Origin of the sequence: Leucobacter sp. HNU (assembly GCF_047946755.1) — a bacterium.
GTDB lineage: Bacteria > Actinomycetota > Actinomycetes > Actinomycetales > Microbacteriaceae > Leucobacter.
This window is the reverse complement of sequence record NZ_CP178837.1, coordinates 351,428-366,782: the sequence shown is the minus strand read 5'-3', so window position 1 is coordinate 366,782 and position 15,355 is coordinate 351,428. Positions and strand designations below refer to the sequence as shown.

The 15,355-nt window shown below is 71.2% G+C and carries 11 protein-coding genes and 1 pseudogene; 4 read left to right on the top strand and 8 right to left on the bottom strand.

Going from position 1 to position 15,355, the window contains the following annotated elements; genetic code table 11:
• Positions 1-18: 18 nt before the first annotated feature.
• Positions 19-1,740 carry an amidohydrolase gene (locus AB3K78_RS01775; protein WP_416445645.1) on the bottom strand — a complete coding sequence of 574 codons (1,722 nt, stop codon included), beginning with the start codon at positions 1,738-1,740 and terminating at the stop codon, positions 19-21.
• Positions 1,741-1,930: 190 nt separating this feature from the next.
• On the opposite strand from AB3K78_RS01775, the gene AB3K78_RS01770 reads away from it, so the two are divergent.
• Together AB3K78_RS01770 and AB3K78_RS01765 are read left to right on the top strand one after the other, a co-directional pair.
• Positions 1,931-2,530 carry a TetR/AcrR family transcriptional regulator gene (locus AB3K78_RS01770; RefSeq protein WP_416445643.1) on the top strand — a complete coding sequence of 200 codons (600 nt, stop codon included), beginning with the start codon at positions 1,931-1,933 and terminating at the stop codon, positions 2,528-2,530.
• 358 nt (positions 2,531-2,888) lie between these two features.
• Positions 2,889-3,983 carry a hypothetical protein gene (locus AB3K78_RS01765; RefSeq protein ID WP_416445641.1) on the top strand — a complete coding sequence of 365 codons (1,095 nt, stop codon included), beginning with the start codon at positions 2,889-2,891 and terminating at the stop codon, positions 3,981-3,983.
• A gap of 319 nt (positions 3,984-4,302) precedes the next feature.
• Here the strand turns inward: AB3K78_RS01765 and ilvA are convergent, their stop codons facing one another.
• Entirely contained in the window at positions 4,303-5,547 is a 1,245-nt protein-coding gene (gene ilvA / locus AB3K78_RS01760; protein WP_416445639.1) for a threonine ammonia-lyase, read from the bottom strand.
• Positions 5,544-6,752, bottom strand: coding sequence for an AI-2E family transporter (locus AB3K78_RS01755; protein WP_416445637.1), 1,209 nt, complete (start codon positions 6,750-6,752; stop codon positions 5,544-5,546). The genes ilvA and AB3K78_RS01755 overlap by 4 nt, the downstream gene beginning before the upstream one ends.
• A 65-nt stretch (positions 6,753-6,817) precedes the next feature.
• Between AB3K78_RS01755 and AB3K78_RS01750 the strand changes: the two genes are divergently transcribed.
• Positions 6,818-8,014 carry a winged helix-turn-helix domain-containing protein gene (locus AB3K78_RS01750; RefSeq protein WP_416445635.1) on the top strand — a complete coding sequence of 399 codons (1,197 nt, stop codon included), beginning with the start codon at positions 6,818-6,820 and terminating at the stop codon, positions 8,012-8,014.
• A gap of 254 nt (positions 8,015-8,268) precedes the next feature.
• Here AB3K78_RS01750 and AB3K78_RS01745 read toward each other — a convergent pair whose 3' ends face one another.
• Genes AB3K78_RS01745 through AB3K78_RS01735 form a run of 3 tightly spaced genes read right to left on the bottom strand, consistent with a single transcriptional unit; the run spans position 8,269 to position 11,384 of the window.
• A complete protein-coding gene (locus tag AB3K78_RS01745) occupies positions 8,269-9,675 on the bottom strand; it encodes an aldehyde dehydrogenase family protein (RefSeq protein WP_416445634.1) in 1,407 nt (468 codons plus the stop codon).
• A gap of 48 nt (positions 9,676-9,723) precedes the next feature.
• A complete protein-coding gene (locus AB3K78_RS01740) occupies positions 9,724-10,020 on the bottom strand; it encodes a hypothetical protein (RefSeq protein ID WP_416445632.1) in 297 nt (98 codons plus the stop codon).
• Positions 10,017-11,384, bottom strand: coding sequence for an anion permease (locus tag AB3K78_RS01735; RefSeq protein ID WP_416445630.1), 1,368 nt, complete (start codon positions 11,382-11,384; stop codon positions 10,017-10,019). Before AB3K78_RS01735 ends, AB3K78_RS01740 begins: the two co-directional genes overlap by 4 nt.
• Positions 11,385-11,668: 284 nt before the next feature.
• Here AB3K78_RS01735 and AB3K78_RS01730 point away from each other — a divergent pair, with 284 nt between their 5' ends.
• The gene (locus AB3K78_RS01730) at positions 11,669-11,944 is read left to right on the top strand and encodes a mycoredoxin (protein WP_416445628.1); all 276 of its coding nucleotides are present in this window, start codon (positions 11,669-11,671) and stop codon (positions 11,942-11,944) included.
• Positions 11,945-12,053: 109 nt separating this feature from the next.
• Here AB3K78_RS01730 and AB3K78_RS01725 read toward each other — a convergent pair whose 3' ends face one another.
• Both AB3K78_RS01725 and AB3K78_RS01720 read right to left on the bottom strand, forming a co-directional pair.
• Positions 12,054-13,079, bottom strand: coding sequence for an ATP-dependent 6-phosphofructokinase (locus AB3K78_RS01725; protein WP_416445626.1), 1,026 nt, complete (start codon positions 13,077-13,079; stop codon positions 12,054-12,056).
• 115 nt (positions 13,080-13,194) lie between these two features.
• Positions 13,195-15,311 (bottom strand): annotated as a pseudogene (locus AB3K78_RS01720) (DEAD/DEAH box helicase).
• Between the last annotated feature and the right edge of the window lie 44 nt (positions 15,312-15,355).

Below are 15,355 nucleotides of genomic sequence, written 5' to 3'. Positions count from 1 at the left end.
CGGTTCGGGTCTGGCTGATCAGTGCGCGTGGGAGTGGCCGTGGTGGTCGCCGACGGGCTCGCCGCAGCTCTGCCCGGCCCCGCCGGGATCCTTCGCCCCGACGGCCGCGGCCGAGCCGTCGAGCTCGCCGTGCGCATCGTGGATCGGCGATCCGCCCACGACCGTGAGGTCGGCGCTCTGCTCGAGGATCTCGGCCGGCTCCATGCCGTAGAGATCGCCCGACCAGACGACGAGGTCCGCCAGGTAGCCGGCCTTGAGCATGCCGACCGAGTCCTCGCGGTGGAACGCCTCCGCTCCGCCCGTCGTGTAGGCCTCGAGCGTGCGGTCGAGGTCGAGCCGCTCCCCCAGGGTCCAGGCGTCGCTGCCGTCGAGACGGGCACGGGTCATCGCGGCGTAGACGCCGACGAGCGGGTCCATCTCGCCCACCTGCCAGTCGCTCGAGAAGGTCACACGGGCACCCGACTCGATCATGGAGCGGTAGCGCCACGCGCGATCCCAGCGGGCCTCGCCCACGTTCTCCATCCAGGTGCCGGCGACGAGGTCGGGCGAGGAGTGCCGCGGCTGCATCGCGGCGACGACGCCGAGCTCGGCGAAGCGCGGCAGATCCTCGGGCGCGAGGCACTCGACGTGCACGATGCCGTGGCGGGCGTCGCGCGCCCCGTTGGCCCGCTGCGCGGCCTCGATCGAGTCGAGGGTGAGGCGGATCCCCCAGTCGCCGGTCGCGTGGGTGTGCACCTGGTAGCCGAGGCGGTCGAGCTCGACGAAGAGCTTGGTGAACTCGGTGGGCTCGAGGCTCGTGTGCCCGCGGTGCCCGGGACGGTTCGCGTAGTCCTCGAGCATCGCCGCGGTGTGCGGCTCGATCACGTCATCGGCGTAGAGCTTCACCGGTCCGAGCGAGAAGCGCTCGTGCTGCGGGGTCTCGCGGATCGCGTCGGTGATGCGGGCGCGGAAGTCGCCGTCGGCGCCGACCGGGTGGTAGATCGCCGCGATCGTGCGGCTCGTCAGCTTGCCCTCGCGCTCGGCCCGGGCGAACAGATCGAGCTCGGCGAGCGGCACCTGCGGCTCGACGACGGTCGTGATGCCGACCTTGGCGGCCATGTCGAGGCTGTTCACGATCTTGTTGTAACGACGATCCGGTGAGTACATCGGGATGTCGCGCTGCAGCTCGGCGAGGCCGTCGATCGTCATGGCGCTCGTGTAGAAGTCGGTGACCCAGCCGGTCGGCTCGCCCGTGGTCGGGTCGATCTCCGGGTTGCCCCAGGCGATGTCGCCGCCGTTCAGGATCCCGAGCTTCGCCATCGCCGGGCGATTGAGCCACACCGAGTGCTGGTCGTAGGTCGTGATGAACACGGGCTTGTCGGTCGTGCCGACGAGGTCGTCGGCGTTCGGGCGGCGGCCCTCGACGACGGAGTAGAGCGCGTTCTCGGCGCAGATCCAGTCGAGCTCGGGATGCGTCTCGGCGAACTCGGCGATGCGCTGCCGCACGACGTCGAGGCTCTGCACCTGGTCCAGGCTCACGGCCAGGTCGTCGAAGCCGAGCAGCAGGTGGTTGTGCGTGTCGGCGACGCCGGGGGTGACGAGCCGGCCCTCGAGCTGCACGGTGTGGCGCGCGGCGGGGGCATCGGCGGCGGAGCCGACGTAGCTGATGCGATCGCCGGTCACGGCCAGCGCCTCGGCCCAGGGCTGGGCCGGGTCGAAGGTGCGGATGCGTCCGCCGGTGTAGAGGGTGTCGACGGCCATGTCATCTCCTGCTGCGTTGGGGTTCCGTTGGGGCCGGCGGCCCCTGCTCGTCCGCTTCCGCGTGCGTTGGCGGTCGGCGCGGCGAGTTCTTTTACTCCAGAGTAAATTAATTTACTCAGATGTCAAGAAACTCGGTGCGTGGACCGCCGAGCGCGGCGATCCGGGCGCGACCGGCTGGCATACTGGCTGCATGGCACGCCCCAGCACGCAGAAGCAGCGCCGGATCGAGGTCGTCGATGCGGCGCTCGCCGCCGCAGCCGAGCACGGCCTCCGCAACCTCTCGCTCACCGACGTCGCGAACCAGGCCGGAGTGACCCGCGGCGCGCTGCTCTACTACTACGAGGACCTCGACGCGATCCTCGTCGAAGCGCACGCCGCCGGCATGCACCGCGTCGGCGCCGACCGCGCCGCGCTCGTCGCCGCCGCGCGGGAGCCCGCGGAGCAGCTCGCCATCGCCATCGACGCCGGCCTGCCGAGCGGCCCGGACGACGCGCTCATGCGCCTGCTCTACGAGTTCGACGTGCTCGCCGGCAAGTCGCCGCTGCACGACGAGCTGGTGCAGCGGCTCTATCGCGAGCAGCTCGAGCTCTACCGCGGGATCCTCTCGGCCGGCGTCGCGTCGGGCGCGTTCGCGCTCACCGGTTCGCTCGACGACATCGCCATGAACCTCGTGGCGCTCGAAGACGCGTACGGCCTGCACATCGTCGCCGGCGGCAGCATCACCGTCGAGGACGCGCGGCGCGCGATCCGGCTCGCAGCGACCCAGGCGGGTGCGACGCCGGCCGCCTGACCCGGGCTCGGCCGGGCCGGGACGGGCCGGGCCGGGGTCCGCTTCGGCCGCCGGCGCCGCCGCGGCGTCCACCGCCTCCGCCGCCCCGGCGTCCACCGCCTCCGCCGCCCCGGCGAGAAAACGTGTGTTCGACGAGAGCACCCCTGTTCACCCCGCGACTCGCCGTTCTCTCGCCGAAATGACGCACTCTCGCGGGCCACGAAGCTGCGGTTCCCCGCAGAACGCGCAACCGCGGGCCCCCGAAAGCTCGGCGCTCACAGCACGCACGTACGCACACCTTCCCGGCGGCTCAACCGGAGTTCTCCACAATCACCCCTCCACCGCTCCGTCAGCCGGAGCGATGCTGCAGGATCGCTCCATGTCCGTTCGATCCGCCCTCGCCGAAGTCGCTCCACTGGTTCTCGACCGAGCCAGTCTGGTCCGCGCGGGCGTCTCCGAGCGTTCGATCCCAGAGGCGGTCAGATCCGGCGTTCTGCGGAGGCTCCGCGCGGGCTGGTACATCGACGCGGTGTCCTGGAATCGAGCGAGCGATCGGACCCGCCACCTCGCGGCGACCCTCGCAGCGAGCCGAGCGCACACGCGCGCACGTACCGGTTCGGCCCACGCGGGTCCCGGCCAGCTCCTCTCCCACCGTTCGGCGGCGACGCTGCACGGGCTGCCGGTGTGGTCCCGCTGGATCCGGGCGGGCTCACCGATCGCGGATCCGGCTCTGGTGCACGAGACCGTACCGCCGGGCGCCCGGAACGGTTCCGCCGCCTCGACGAAGCGGCATCGAAGCCCGATCGGCGGTGCCGAGGTGGCCCGTGTCGAGGGATTCCGCTGCACCGCGTTGCAGCGCACGGTCTTCGATCTCGCCCGGACCGAGCCGTTCGCCGTGGCCCTCGCCTGCGCCGACGAATCCCTCCGGCGAACGGCCAGGAACGGGTACCGCGTCGATCACGAAGGCTGGGACGCCTGGCGGAGGGCGTTGCTCGAACGCGCCGCGCAGCTGCCACGCGGGCGCGGCGTCCGAGCCGTCCGCGCGCTCGCCGCGCTGGCCCACCCGCTCGCGGATTCACCTCTCGAAAGCGTCAGCCGGCTCCGCCTGCTGCAGCTCGGGATCGACGCCGAGCTGCAGTTTCCGGTCCCGGCGGAGGACGGCGGAACGCTGCGCCTCGACTTCCGATTCGCCGGGCTCGGGCTCTTCGGCGAATGCGATGGCCGCGCGAAGTACTCGGATGAGGGGCTGCGGCAGGGGCGCACGGCAGAGGACATCTCCTACGCCGAGAAGCTCAGGTACGACTGGATCTGCGGGACGACCGGCATGCGCGGGGTCCGCTGGGGTGCGGCGCAGGCCGTATCTGCGGAGCGGCTCGCGGACCGGCTGCGCGCGTTCCGAGTTCCGGTTCCGGGGACGGCGACCGGCAGGTACGGTCCCGAGATCGCCGGCTTCCTGAATCGGCTCCCGCGGTGAACTCGGCCGCGGGCGGCGGACCCGCACGAGAGCGGTCGGCTCGGCTTCGGCTATCGGCTCCGGGACAGCCAGCGGCCCCGACACCGACACCGACTCCGCCGGCGCAACGAGAGCACCCGTGTCCCATGAGAGCACCCGTGTCTGACGAGAGCACCCGTATTCGCGCCGCGACTCACCGTTCCCCCGCCGAAACTGGGTGCCGCCGCCGAAGAAGCGTGCTCTCCTCGGGCGTCAGCCGGCCGAACTCGGTCCCGGCCGAGCGCGGGCCCTGGTCGAACGCAGTCCCCCGCCGAGCGCGCAGCCCGGCGCAGCAGCGCAGCTAGTACCGCTCGCCCACCCGCACCGTGTAGCCAGCGTCGCGGAGCGCCTGAGCGACGGCCTCGCCGTGCTCGTGCCCCCGGGTCTCGATGTGCAGCTCCAGCTCGACCTCGCTGATGGGCAGCTCGGTGGCGTGCCGGGTGTGGATCACCTCGACGACGTTCGCGTTGGCCTCCGCCACGATCGACGCCGTGCGCACCAGCTGCCCGGGGATGTCGGGCAGCAGGATCCGCAGCTTCATGTACCGGGCGGAGGCCGCGAGACCGTGGCCGATCACGCGCTGCAGCAGCAGCGGGTCGATGTTGCCGCCCGAGAGGATCGTGGCGGTGGGACCGCTCGCATTGATCTTGCCCGCGAGCATGGCCGCCACGCCGGCCGCGCCCGCCGGCTCGACGACGAGCTTCGCACGCTCGAGCAGCACGACGATCGCGCGGGCGAGATCGTCGTCGCTGACCGTCACGATCTCGTCGACGTAGTCGCGCACCATCTCGAAGGTCAGGTCGCCGGGGCGGGCGACCGCGATGCCGTCGGCGATCGTCGGCTTGGTCTTGACGGTGACGGGGTGCCCGGCCACGATCGACTTCACGAACGGCGAAGCGTTCTCGGCCTGCACGCCGATGATGCGCATGGACCGGCCCTCGCGCTCCGCGCGGAGCTTCGCCGCGGCGGCGACGCCCGAGATCAGGCCGCCACCGCCGATCGGCACGACGATGGTCTCGATGTCGGGCGCGACCTCGAGCATCTCGAGCGCGACCGTGCCCTGACCGGCGATGACCGCCGGGTGGTCGAACGGCGGGATGAAGGTCGCGCCGGTCTCGCGCACGAAGGTCTGCGCAGCGACGTTCGTCTCGTCGAAGATCTGGCCCTCGAGCACGACGTCCGCACCGTAGTTGCGGGTCGCCTGCAGCTTCGGCAGCGCGACGCCGAGCGGGGTGAAGATCGTCGCCTTGATGCCGAGCTCGCGGGCGGCGAACGCGACGCCCTGCGCGTGGTTCCCGGCGGACGCCGCGACGACGCCGCGAGCGCGCTCCTCCTCGGTGAGCTGCGACAGCCGGTTGTACGCGCCGCGCAGCTTGTAGGCGCCGGTGCGCTGCAGGTTCTCGCACTTCAGGTAGACCGTCGGCACGTCGAGGATCTCGGCGAGGAACCGCGAGGTCTCGAGCGGGGTGCGCTGCGTGACACGGTGCACGATCGGCAGGGCAGCCTCGAATTCCTCGAGCCCGGGGGCGACGAACTGCTCGGTCATGCTGCTCCGTTCCTGCGGCCGAGTCGGGCCGCGTGCCTGGCCCGCTGCTTGACGAGCCGCGTGCGCTTTTCGAGGGTGTGGAAGTCGTCGACCGGGTCGCGCCCGGATTCCCATCTGCGGTGCGCCAGCACGTTGACCACCGAATTCGCCGCCGCCGCGATGGGCACCGCGAACAGGGCACCCGGGATCCCGGCGAGCAGGGCACCGGTCGCGACCGCGAGCACGACGCCGAGCGGATGCACCTGAACCGCGTTGCCCATGATGAGGGGCTGCAGCACGTGGCTCTCGAGCTGATGCACGAGGATCACGACGATGAGCAGGATCAGCGCGTTGATCGGGCCGTTGTAGACGAGCGAGACGAACACCGCGACGGCACCCGTGGTGATGGCGCCGAGGAACGGGATGAAGGACCCGAGGAAGACGAGGATCCCGATCGGCACGGCCAGCGGGACGCCCAGCAGCGCGGAGCCGACACCGATGCCGATCGCGTTGACCAGCGCCACCAGGATCTGCACCCGGGCGTACTGCCCGACCGAGACCCAGCCGGCGCGACCCGCGGTATCGACCGGGGCGTGCGCGCTCTTCGGCAGGAAGCCGAGCACCCAGAACCAGATGCGCTTGCCGTCGAACAGCAGGAAGATCAGCGAGAACAGGGTCAGCAGGCTGCCCGTGATGAAGTGGCCGGCCCCGGTCGCGATGCCGAGCGCGCCGCTCCAGATCTCGGACTGGTGGTCCTGGATCGCTTTCAGGCCCTGGTCGAGATAGCCCTGGATCTTGTCGGCCGAGATGCCGAAGGGGCCGGACTCGAGCCAGGCGAGGGCGCCCTGCAACGAGGTCTCCGCCTTCGCCGCCACGTCGTCGAACCCGTTTCGGAATTGGCTGACGATGAGCCAGACGAGCAGGGTCACCGATGCGATGAGGGTGAGCAGGGCCGCCACGACGCCCATCCAGCGCGGCATGCCGCGACGCTCGAACCAGCGCACGATCGGCTCCAGGAGAGCCGTGAGCAGGATCGCGATGAGCACCGGGATCACGATGATGCGGACCTGGGCGATGAGCCACAGCAGGGCCGCGCACGCGAGACCGATCGCGATGAGGCGCCACGACCAGGCCGCCGCGACGCGCACGCCGAGCGGGAGCTCCTGCGCTGCGTTCCGGTCGGTCTCCGCCTCGGGAGCTCCGGATTGGGGTGAGGTGTCTGCCACGGTCACATCCTAGTGACCGGGTCTGCCCGCGTCGGAATGTCGGTGGCTGCGGATAGGCTCCCGTCATGCCCGAGATCCTCACCCCCGCCGAAGCCCGCCGCACCGCGCTCGCCGCGCAGGGCTTCTCGGCGAGCGCGCGGCTCCGAGCGAGGCGCCCGTTCGACCCCGCGCTCGAACGGCTGCACGTCCTGCAGATCGACTCGGTCAACGTGTTCGCCCGCAGCCACTATCTGCCCGTGTTCTCGCGGCACGGCTCCTACGACCCCGACGCGCTCGATCGGCACCTGTGGTCGAGCGGCGGCTTCACCGAGTACTGGGCGCACGAGGCGGCGTTCATCCCCGTGGGCGATCGCCCCCTGTTCGGCTGGCGCATGGAGGACTACCGCGCGCGGCACCGATCCGACGGCCGCAGCGAGGCGCTGTCCGGGGCAATCTCGGCGGTGCGCGCCTCACTCGCCGAGAACGGCCCGCAGTTCGTGCGCGACCTCGAGACCGGTCCCCGCGAGCGTCGGGGTCCCTGGTGGGACTGGAGCGACACGAAACGCGCGGTCGAGATCCTCTTCGCGGCCGGCGAGGTCGTGAGCGCGGGGCGCGAGCGCTTCGAGCGCCGCTACGCGCTGGCCGAGCAGGTGCTGCCCGCATCCGCGCTCGGCGCGCTCCCGCGTGCCGAGGCGCAACGCCGGCTCATCGAGCAGGCGGCGCGCTCGCTCGGCGTCGGCACGCTCGCCGACCTGGCCGACTACCACCGGCTGAAATCGGGCGAGGCGAAGCTCGCGGTCGCCGACCTCGAGGAGGCGGGAGTGCTGCTCCCCGTGCAGGTATCGGGCTGGCGCACGGCGGCGGGCAAACCGCTGCCCGCCTGGATCCACCGCGACGCACGGATCCCCTCCCGGCTCGCACCCGACGCCCTGCTGACCCCGTTCGACCCGGTGTGCTGGTTCCGCCCGCGCGCCGAGCGGATGTTCGATTTCCACTACCGCATCGAGATCTACACTCCGAAGGAGCAGCGGCAGTACGGCTATTACTGCCTCCCGCTCATGGTCGGCGGCCGTCTGGCCGGCCGCATCGATCTCAAGGCCGACCGAGCCGGGCGTGAGCTCCTGGTCCAGGCGGCCTGGCAGGAGCCGGGCGCCCCGAGCCGAACCCCCGAGGCGGCCCGACGGCTCCTCGCGCAGGCCGCAGCATGGCAGGGCCTCGATTCGGTCCGCGTCTCGGGCGCGGGCAACCTCCCGCTTCCCGAGCGCTTCGACCCGGCGAGCTGAGCCCGGGGTCCCAGACGCACCGGGAGGCCGGAACCGCCGGCACGAACGCAGCCCGGGGGGACCGGGACCACCAGCACGAACGCAGCCGGGACCACCAGCACGAACGCAGCCCGGGGGGGACCGGAACCACCAGCACGAACGCAGCCGGGACCACCGACACGAACGCAGTCAGGACCACCGGCACGAACGCACCCGGAGCCCCCGGCACGAAGGCGCCGCGGTTCGCGCGGCCCCCGCTCGTTCCGAGCCCCGGCTCAGCGCAGTTTGCCGAGCCACCTCCGCACCAGCTGATCCTTGCCACCGGTGAACGGCGGCATGATCGTCGCCGCGAGGGTGTCGGGCGCGAGGGGCTTCGACAGCACCGCCTTCTCGTGGCTGAACACGCGGAAGGATCGTTCGCCGTGATACGCACCCATGCCGCTGGGGCCGACACCGCCGAAGGGCAGATCGGGCACCGTGAGGTGCAGCACGGGGGCACCGAAGGTGAGCGCACCGGAGCTCGTCTCCCGCTCCCAGCGGCGGCGCACCTCCGCCCGCTCGGTGAACACGTAGGCGCTGAGCGGCTTGTCGCGCCCGCTCACGAAGCCCAGAGCCTCGTCGAGACCCGATACCTCGACGAGCGGCAGGATCGGCCCGAAGATCTCGTCGCGCATCACCGCGGAATCGGGCGATACGCCGCGGAGCACGGTGGGCTCGATGAAGCGATCCGCAGCGTCGCTGCGCCCGCCGGCCACGATCTCTCCGTCGCGCAGGTAGCCGACGAGCCGCTCGAACTGGGCGTCGTTCACGATCCGCCCGTAATCGGGATTCTGCGCGACCGCGCTGCCGTACAGCTCGTGGATCGCATCCGAGAGCGCGGGAGCGAGCCGCCGCAGCACGTCGGCGGTGCCGAGCACGTAATCGGGGGCGACGCAGGTCTGACCGGCGTTCAGGTACTTCGCCCACACGATGCGCCGAGCCGCGGCGGGCAAGGGAACGGAGTCGTCGACGTAGACCGGCGACTTGCCGCCGAGTTCAAGGGTGACGGGCGTCAGGTGCTCGGCCGCGGCGTGCGCGACGATCCGTCCGACCCGCCCGTTCCCGGTGTAGAAGATGTGGTCGAAGCGCTCGGCCAGCAGCGCCGTGGTCTCGGGCACCCCGCCCTCGACGACGGCGACCGCGCGCCGGTCGACGTACTCGGGCAGCAGGCGGGCGATCGCGCTCGAGGTCGCGGGAGCGAGCTCGCTCGGCTTCACGACGGCCGCGTCGCCCGCGGCGAGGGCCCCGATCAGCGGGGAGAGCGCGAGCATCAGCGGGTAGTTCCACGGCGCGATGATGAGCACGACGCCGAGCGGCTCGGCGACGACCTTGGCCGCGGCCGGCTGGAGCATGAGCGGAACGCCGACCCTGCGGGGTCGCATCCACCGCCCCAGCTCGCCGAGGGCATGGTCGATCTCGGCCACGAGGAAGCCGATCTCGGCAAGCTGCGATTCGATGGCGGGCTTGCCCAGGTCGGCGAGCAGGGCCGCCTCGAAGTCCGAGCCGCGCTCGACGAGCATGCGGCGCAGCCCCTCCAGCTGGAGCCGCCGCCAGGCCTCGGGCCGGGTGGTCCCCTGCGCGAAGCCGTAGCGCAGGCCTCCGACGATCTCGGTGATGGCAGGGATCGATACGACGTCGCTCATGCGCTCACCCTACTGTCGGCGGCTGGCAAGAGCGAGCGTCCGAGACGCCTACTTGTGGAAGACGGGAATGATCAGGTAGATCCCGCCCAGCACGCAGAGCGCGGAGAGGCCGAAGCAGACGTTCGCCGCGATCTGCGCCCAGGTGGGGCGCCCCGAGACCTCGAGGTCGTCGTCCTCGTCGTCCCGCGAGGGACCGTTCGGCTCGACCGTGCCGTCCTCGCGAAGCGGCGCCGGAGCCGGGATCGCGAGGAAGCGGATGCCGAGCGCGTAGAGTCCGACGACGACGCAGGCCGACAGGAGCGCGGCGATGAAGACCTGCAGGAACGCGATCCAGTCGATGGTCACTTCTGGTCTCCCTTCGCCGCGGCCTTGCGCGCGGCGCGCTTGTTGGCTCGTGCGGCAGCGCGTTCCGCGGCCTGGATCTGGCGAGCCGCTTCCTCCGCGGCCAGCTCGGCGGCTCGGGCGGCGTGATCCGAGCGCACCGCCGACTTCGCGATCGGGGTGAGCGGCGGGATCGTGCCGGTCTCGGTCGGGACCGGCTTCACCTTGCCCCGCTTGCGGATGCGAACGGCGTAGCCGGACTCGGCGACGTCCGGCACGTTGATCGCGTTCGAGTGGTCGACCTTGTTGCGGCTCGACCGCCAGAAGATGAAGAGGATGAAGAGGAGGCCGAGGACGGCGTCGATGACCACGCCGGCGGTGCCGAGGCCCTGTGCGAGCAACGCGGCGAGCGCGCCGACGATCGCGGCCGATGGCAGGGTGAAGAGCCAGCCGAGCGCGATGCGACCGACGGTGCGCCAGCGGACGCTGGATCCGCGACGACCGAGACCGGAGCCGATGACGGAACCCGACGCGACCTGGGTGGTCGAGAGGGCGAAGCCGAGGTGGCTCGACGCGAGGATCGTGGCGGCGGTGCTCGTCTCGGCGGCGAAGCCCTGCGCGGGCTTGACCTGGGTGAGGCCTGCGCCGAGGGTGCGGATGATGCGCCAGCCACCCGAGTAGGTGCCGATGGCGATCGCGAGGGCGCAGGCGACGATGACCCAGAGCTGGGGGCCCGTGCCGGGTGCTTGGGTGCCCGCGGCGACGAGCGTGAGCGTGATCACGCCCATGGTCTTCTGCGCGTCGTTCGTGCCGTGCGCGAGAGCGATGAGGGAGGAGGACGCGATCTGCGCGTAGCGGAAGTGGCCGCGGCCGTCCTTCTTGCCGTCGTGCCTGCGCGTGATCGCGTAGGCGATCTTGGTGGCGACGAAGGCGACGAGACCCGCGGTGAGCGGGGCCGCGAGCGCGGGGATGATGACCTTTGAGAGCACCCCGCCGAAGTTGATGGCACCGATGCCCGCGCCGACGAGCGCGGCACCGATGAGGCCGCCGAAGAGCGCGTGCGACGAGCTGGAGGGCAGGCCGTAGAGCCAGGTGAGCAGGTTCCACACGATGGCGCCGATGAGACCGGCGAAGATCAGCTCGGGTGTGATAAGCACCCCGCCGTCGCCCTCGTTGATGATGCCGCCCGAAATGGTCTTGGCGACCTCGGTCGACAGGAACGCACCGACCAGGTTGAGGATCGCGGCCAGGAGTACGGCGGCCTTGGGCTTGAGCGCGCCGGTCGCGATGGGGGTGGCCATCGCGTTCGCGGTGTCGTGGAAGCCGTTCGTGAAATCGAAGAAGAGCGCCAGTACGATGACCAGCGACACGATGAGGGTGATCTCCACCGGTGTCTTTCGTTCGAGGCGGGTTCGGTCTACGCCCGGAGCAGTTCTCGGTGGAGGCGGATCGCGCCCCGCACCCCGCCTTTGCGCGCGCGTGAATCATCGTTCCACCTCGATTCCGGCGGGTCAAGTCACGCGCGGTTTTCCTCGTATTCCGTTCGACTCCATCGACCGTTCATCGAGGGGTTCCCCGACCGTTCCCGTGCGGTTCACGCAGGTGCCTCCGCCCGGAGGGTCCGGGCGGAATGCACGGGAGCCGCGTATGGTTGCACCGAACGGAGGCAATCATGCAACAGGAGTTCGTCCCCGAAGCGGGAACGATCACGATGTTCTCGACCGAGTGGTGCGGGTACTGCAAGCGGCTCAAGACGATGCTCGACCGCACGGGCATCGGCTACGAGATCGTCGACATCGAGCGGACGCCCGGCACGGAGGACCTGGTCAAGGAGGTCAACGGCGGCAACGCCGTCGTCCCCACCGTGGTGTTCCCCGACGGCACCACCGCGACGAACCCGTCGCTCCCCGAGGTGCAGCAGCGCCTCGCCGCCGCGGCCCAGGCCTGACGCCGAGCCGCACCGCATCGCGCGCAGCACGGCGCTCGATCGTTCGGTTGCGGCGAATGGCGGCTGGATCCGAAATCGAGCCGCCATTCGCCGCAACCGAACCGAACGGTCACCCGAACAGACGGCGCACTTCTTCGTAGCGGTCCTCGGGCACCGTGTTGAGTCGCCCGACCGCCTCCGCGAGCGGCACCATCTCGATCCGGGTGCCGTGCAGCGCCGCCATGGTGCCCCACTCGCCCGCCGCAGCGGCGTCGGCCGCGGCGATGCCCGCGCGGGTGGCGAGCACCCGGTCGAAGGCGGTCGGCACGCCGCCGCGCTGCACGTGCCCGAGCACGGTCGCGCGCGACTCCATCCCCGTGCGTTCCTCGATCAGCGGGGCGAGCACCTCGCCGATCCCGCCGAGGCGGGGGCGGCCGAAGCCGTCGAGCCCGGCGCGGGTCACCTCGTGCTCCATGCCCTCGAGCTTGAACCCCTCGGCGACGACCACGAGCGGAGCGCGATCGCGATCGCGGACGCTCTCGACCCAGGCGCAGACCTGGTCGAGCGATTCGGAGTACTCGGGCAGCAGGATCACCTGCGCGCCGCCGGCCATGCCCGCGTGCAGGGCGATCCAGCCGGCGTCGCGCCCCATGACCTCGAGCACCATGCACCGCCGGTGCGATTCGCCCGTGGTTCGCAGTCGGTCGATCGCCTCGGTCGCGATCGACACCGCGGTGTCGAAGCCGAAGGTGTAGTCGGTTCCCGCGAGGTCGTTGTCGATCGTCTTCGGCAGGCCGATGGTCGGGATCCCCGCCTCCGAGAGGATCCGGGCGACCGTCTGGGTCCCGTTGCCGCCGATCGTGATCAGCCCGTCGACGCCCTGCTCGGCGAGCTTCGCCCGGATCCCCTCGACACCCACCTCCGGGGTGAGGGGACTCACTCGGCTCGTGCCGAGGATCGTGCCGCCGAGCGGAGAGATGCCCCGCACCGCGGCGCGGTCGAGCGGGATCCACTCCCCCTCGATCACGCCCCGCCAGCCGTCCATGAAGCCGATCATCTCGAAGCCGAGCACGTCGACCCCGCGGAGCACTGCTCCGCGGATCGCCGCGTTGAGTCCCGGGCAGTCGCCGCCCGAGACGAGTACTCCAATGCGCATGCCGCATCCTTCTTTCGCACCGTCAGTTGCCCATGGGTGCGGGCGGCTCGATGCAGCGGTGCGCGGAATCGGGCCGGGATCCCCGAACCTGGTTCCGATGCTAGCGCGGAAGGGGTTACTCGCGAGCGGCGATGGCCTCGTTCAGCACCTGCATGAGCGCGGCGAGCTGCACCGAGTCCTCGTCCTCGTGCTTCGCCTCGGCGCCGTCGAGCGCGCGGGCGGCGAGGCCGGCCTTGCGATCGATGAGCTCGGCGATCTTGGCGTCGATGGTCTGCGCGGCCACGATCCGCCACGCGGTGACGGGCTCCTCCTGGCCGATGCGGTGCACGCGGTCGATCGCCTGCGTCTGCTCGGCATCGGTCCAGCTGAGTTCGGCCAGGACCACGTCGGACGCCGCCTGCAGGTTGACGCCGACGCCCGCCGCGGTGAGCGAGCAGACCGCGATGGCGACATCGGGATCCTGGTTGAAGGCGTCGATCTGCTCCTGGCGGGCGGTCGCCGTCTGGTCGCCGCGGATCGAGATCGTGGTGAGCCCGCGCTCGGCGAACGCGGCCTCGGCACGATCCATCACGTCGATGTGCTTCGCGAAGAACACGACCTTGCCGACCGAGCGTGCGAGCTGCGCCGCGTAGTCGGCGGCGAGCCCGGCCTTGGCCTGGCCGATCTGGCGGACCATGGTGAAGACGTTCATGCCGTCCGCCGACGAGTTCGATTCCTCGAGCTCCTGCGCGCAGACCATGCGCACGAGCGCCTCGTCCGAGAGCTTCTCCCCCAGCTTGCCGTTCTTCATCGCGGAGAAACGGTCGTAGAGCTTGGCGGCGAGCTGGCGCTCCGCCTCGCGGATCCCCCGGCCGAGGTCGTCGTCGAGTTCGACGGGCAGATCGACGACGCGCTTCGCGGGCAGGTCGGCGGCCACGTCGATCTTGCGGCGGCGCACGATGCCGAGGTCGACGACGCTCTGCCGAGCCGCCGGATAGAAGCCGGCGTCGGCCGGCGTGTAGCCGTTGGCCTCGAGCGCGGCCATGAGCTCGCGCCCCGGCTTCTCGGCATCGGTCCACCCGAGGAACCGCCAGATGGCGCGGAAGTCGTCGATGTCATTGATGAGCGGGGTACCCGTGAGCGCGATGAGCAGCGGGTTCGCGACGCGCTCGCGGATCCGGTCGGCGATCGCGAGCACGTTGCGCGAGCGCTGCGACTGCACGTTCTTGATCATGTGCGCCTCGTCGACCACCATGCCCTCGAAACCGAACCGCGAGATCCAGCTCAGGTGGCGGTCGAGGATCTCGTAGTTCACCACGAAGACGTCGGCGAAGGCGTCGATGTCCTGGCCGTCGCCGTGGATCACGGTGACGCGGCGCTGCGGGGTCCAGCGCTGGGCCTCGCGGGCCCAGTTCATCTTGACCACGTTCGGCACGACGACGAGCAGCGGGTAGGCGCCGGCGACCGAGGCCGCGAGCACCGACTGCGCGGTCTTGCCGAGGCCCGGCTCATCGGCGAGCAGGAAGCTGCGGTGACCGTCGCGCACGCTCGCCAGCAGGCGAGCCTGGTGGGGCATGAGCTCGAGGCCGCGGGGCGCGAGCCGGTCCGGCACGGGGGCTCGGGCAGCGCCATGCACGCCGAACCGCCGCCGCCCTGCTCGAACGACTTGAGCAGCGGGCTCAGCAGTTCCCAGTTCGCGAGTCGCACCACCGGCGTCGGGCCCTGCGCGGGCGCGAGATCGGGTGCGAGGAAGGGATTGGCGCGCATGCGCGCTTCGATGCCCGCGGGCTCCACCTGGCGCTCGGCCAGCTCGGGCGGCACGATCGCAGCGCGCGGTTCGGGAGCCGGCGCCTCCTCGGGGAGCTCGATGCCGGCCTGCATGAGCATCTTGCGCTTCAGCGCGCGGGTCGCCTCGGTGATGGGCGCTGCGGGTTCGAGCAGGGTGATCAGGCTCGTATCGCGGGCCGCGGTCTTGGCGAGGATCCCCGCGATGCCGTCGAGGCGCTTCAGCGTCTCGGCGCGCTCGCTCTCGGCCACGCCCTCCTCGGTCTTGACCCGGGCGCGTTCCTCGCGCATGAGCAGCGCGATGACGTGGAACTTGGTGCGGTTGGCCGGCGTCGCCTTGCCGCGCTGGGCGGAGGCCTCGACCTCGCGGACGGCGCGGGCGAGCAGCGGGATGATGCCCTCGTTCTGAGTGTGGCGCTTACGGTTGGACCGTGTCTGGGCCGGGCGCGTGGCAGTCGTGGATGCCATGGGTCTCCTGGTCGGCGGGGTGCGCGGCCGGGAACCGGTGCCCG

Bases quoted from the DNA above. Each gene is read 5' to 3' on its own strand.
- AB3K78_RS01775 (WP_416445645.1), bottom strand. From the start codon at position 1,740: ATGGCCGTCGACACCCTCTACACCGGCGGACGCATCCGCACCTTCGAC.
- AB3K78_RS01770 (WP_416445643.1), top strand. From the start codon at position 1,931: ATGGCACGCCCCAGCACGCAGAAGCAGCGCCGGATCGAGGTCGTCGAT.
- AB3K78_RS01765 (WP_416445641.1), top strand. From the start codon at position 2,889: ATGTCCGTTCGATCCGCCCTCGCCGAAGTCGCTCCACTGGTTCTCGAC.
- ilvA (WP_416445639.1), bottom strand. From the start codon at position 5,547: ATGACCGAGCAGTTCGTCGCCCCCGGGCTCGAGGAATTCGAGGCTGCC.
- AB3K78_RS01750 (WP_416445635.1), top strand. From the start codon at position 6,818: ATGCCCGAGATCCTCACCCCCGCCGAAGCCCGCCGCACCGCGCTCGCC.
- AB3K78_RS01745 (WP_416445634.1), bottom strand. From the start codon at position 9,675: ATGAGCGACGTCGTATCGATCCCTGCCATCACCGAGATCGTCGGAGGC.
- AB3K78_RS01730 (WP_416445628.1), top strand. From the start codon at position 11,669: ATGCAACAGGAGTTCGTCCCCGAAGCGGGAACGATCACGATGTTCTCG.
- AB3K78_RS01725 (WP_416445626.1), bottom strand. From the start codon at position 13,079: ATGCGCATTGGAGTACTCGTCTCGGGCGGCGACTGCCCGGGACTCAAC.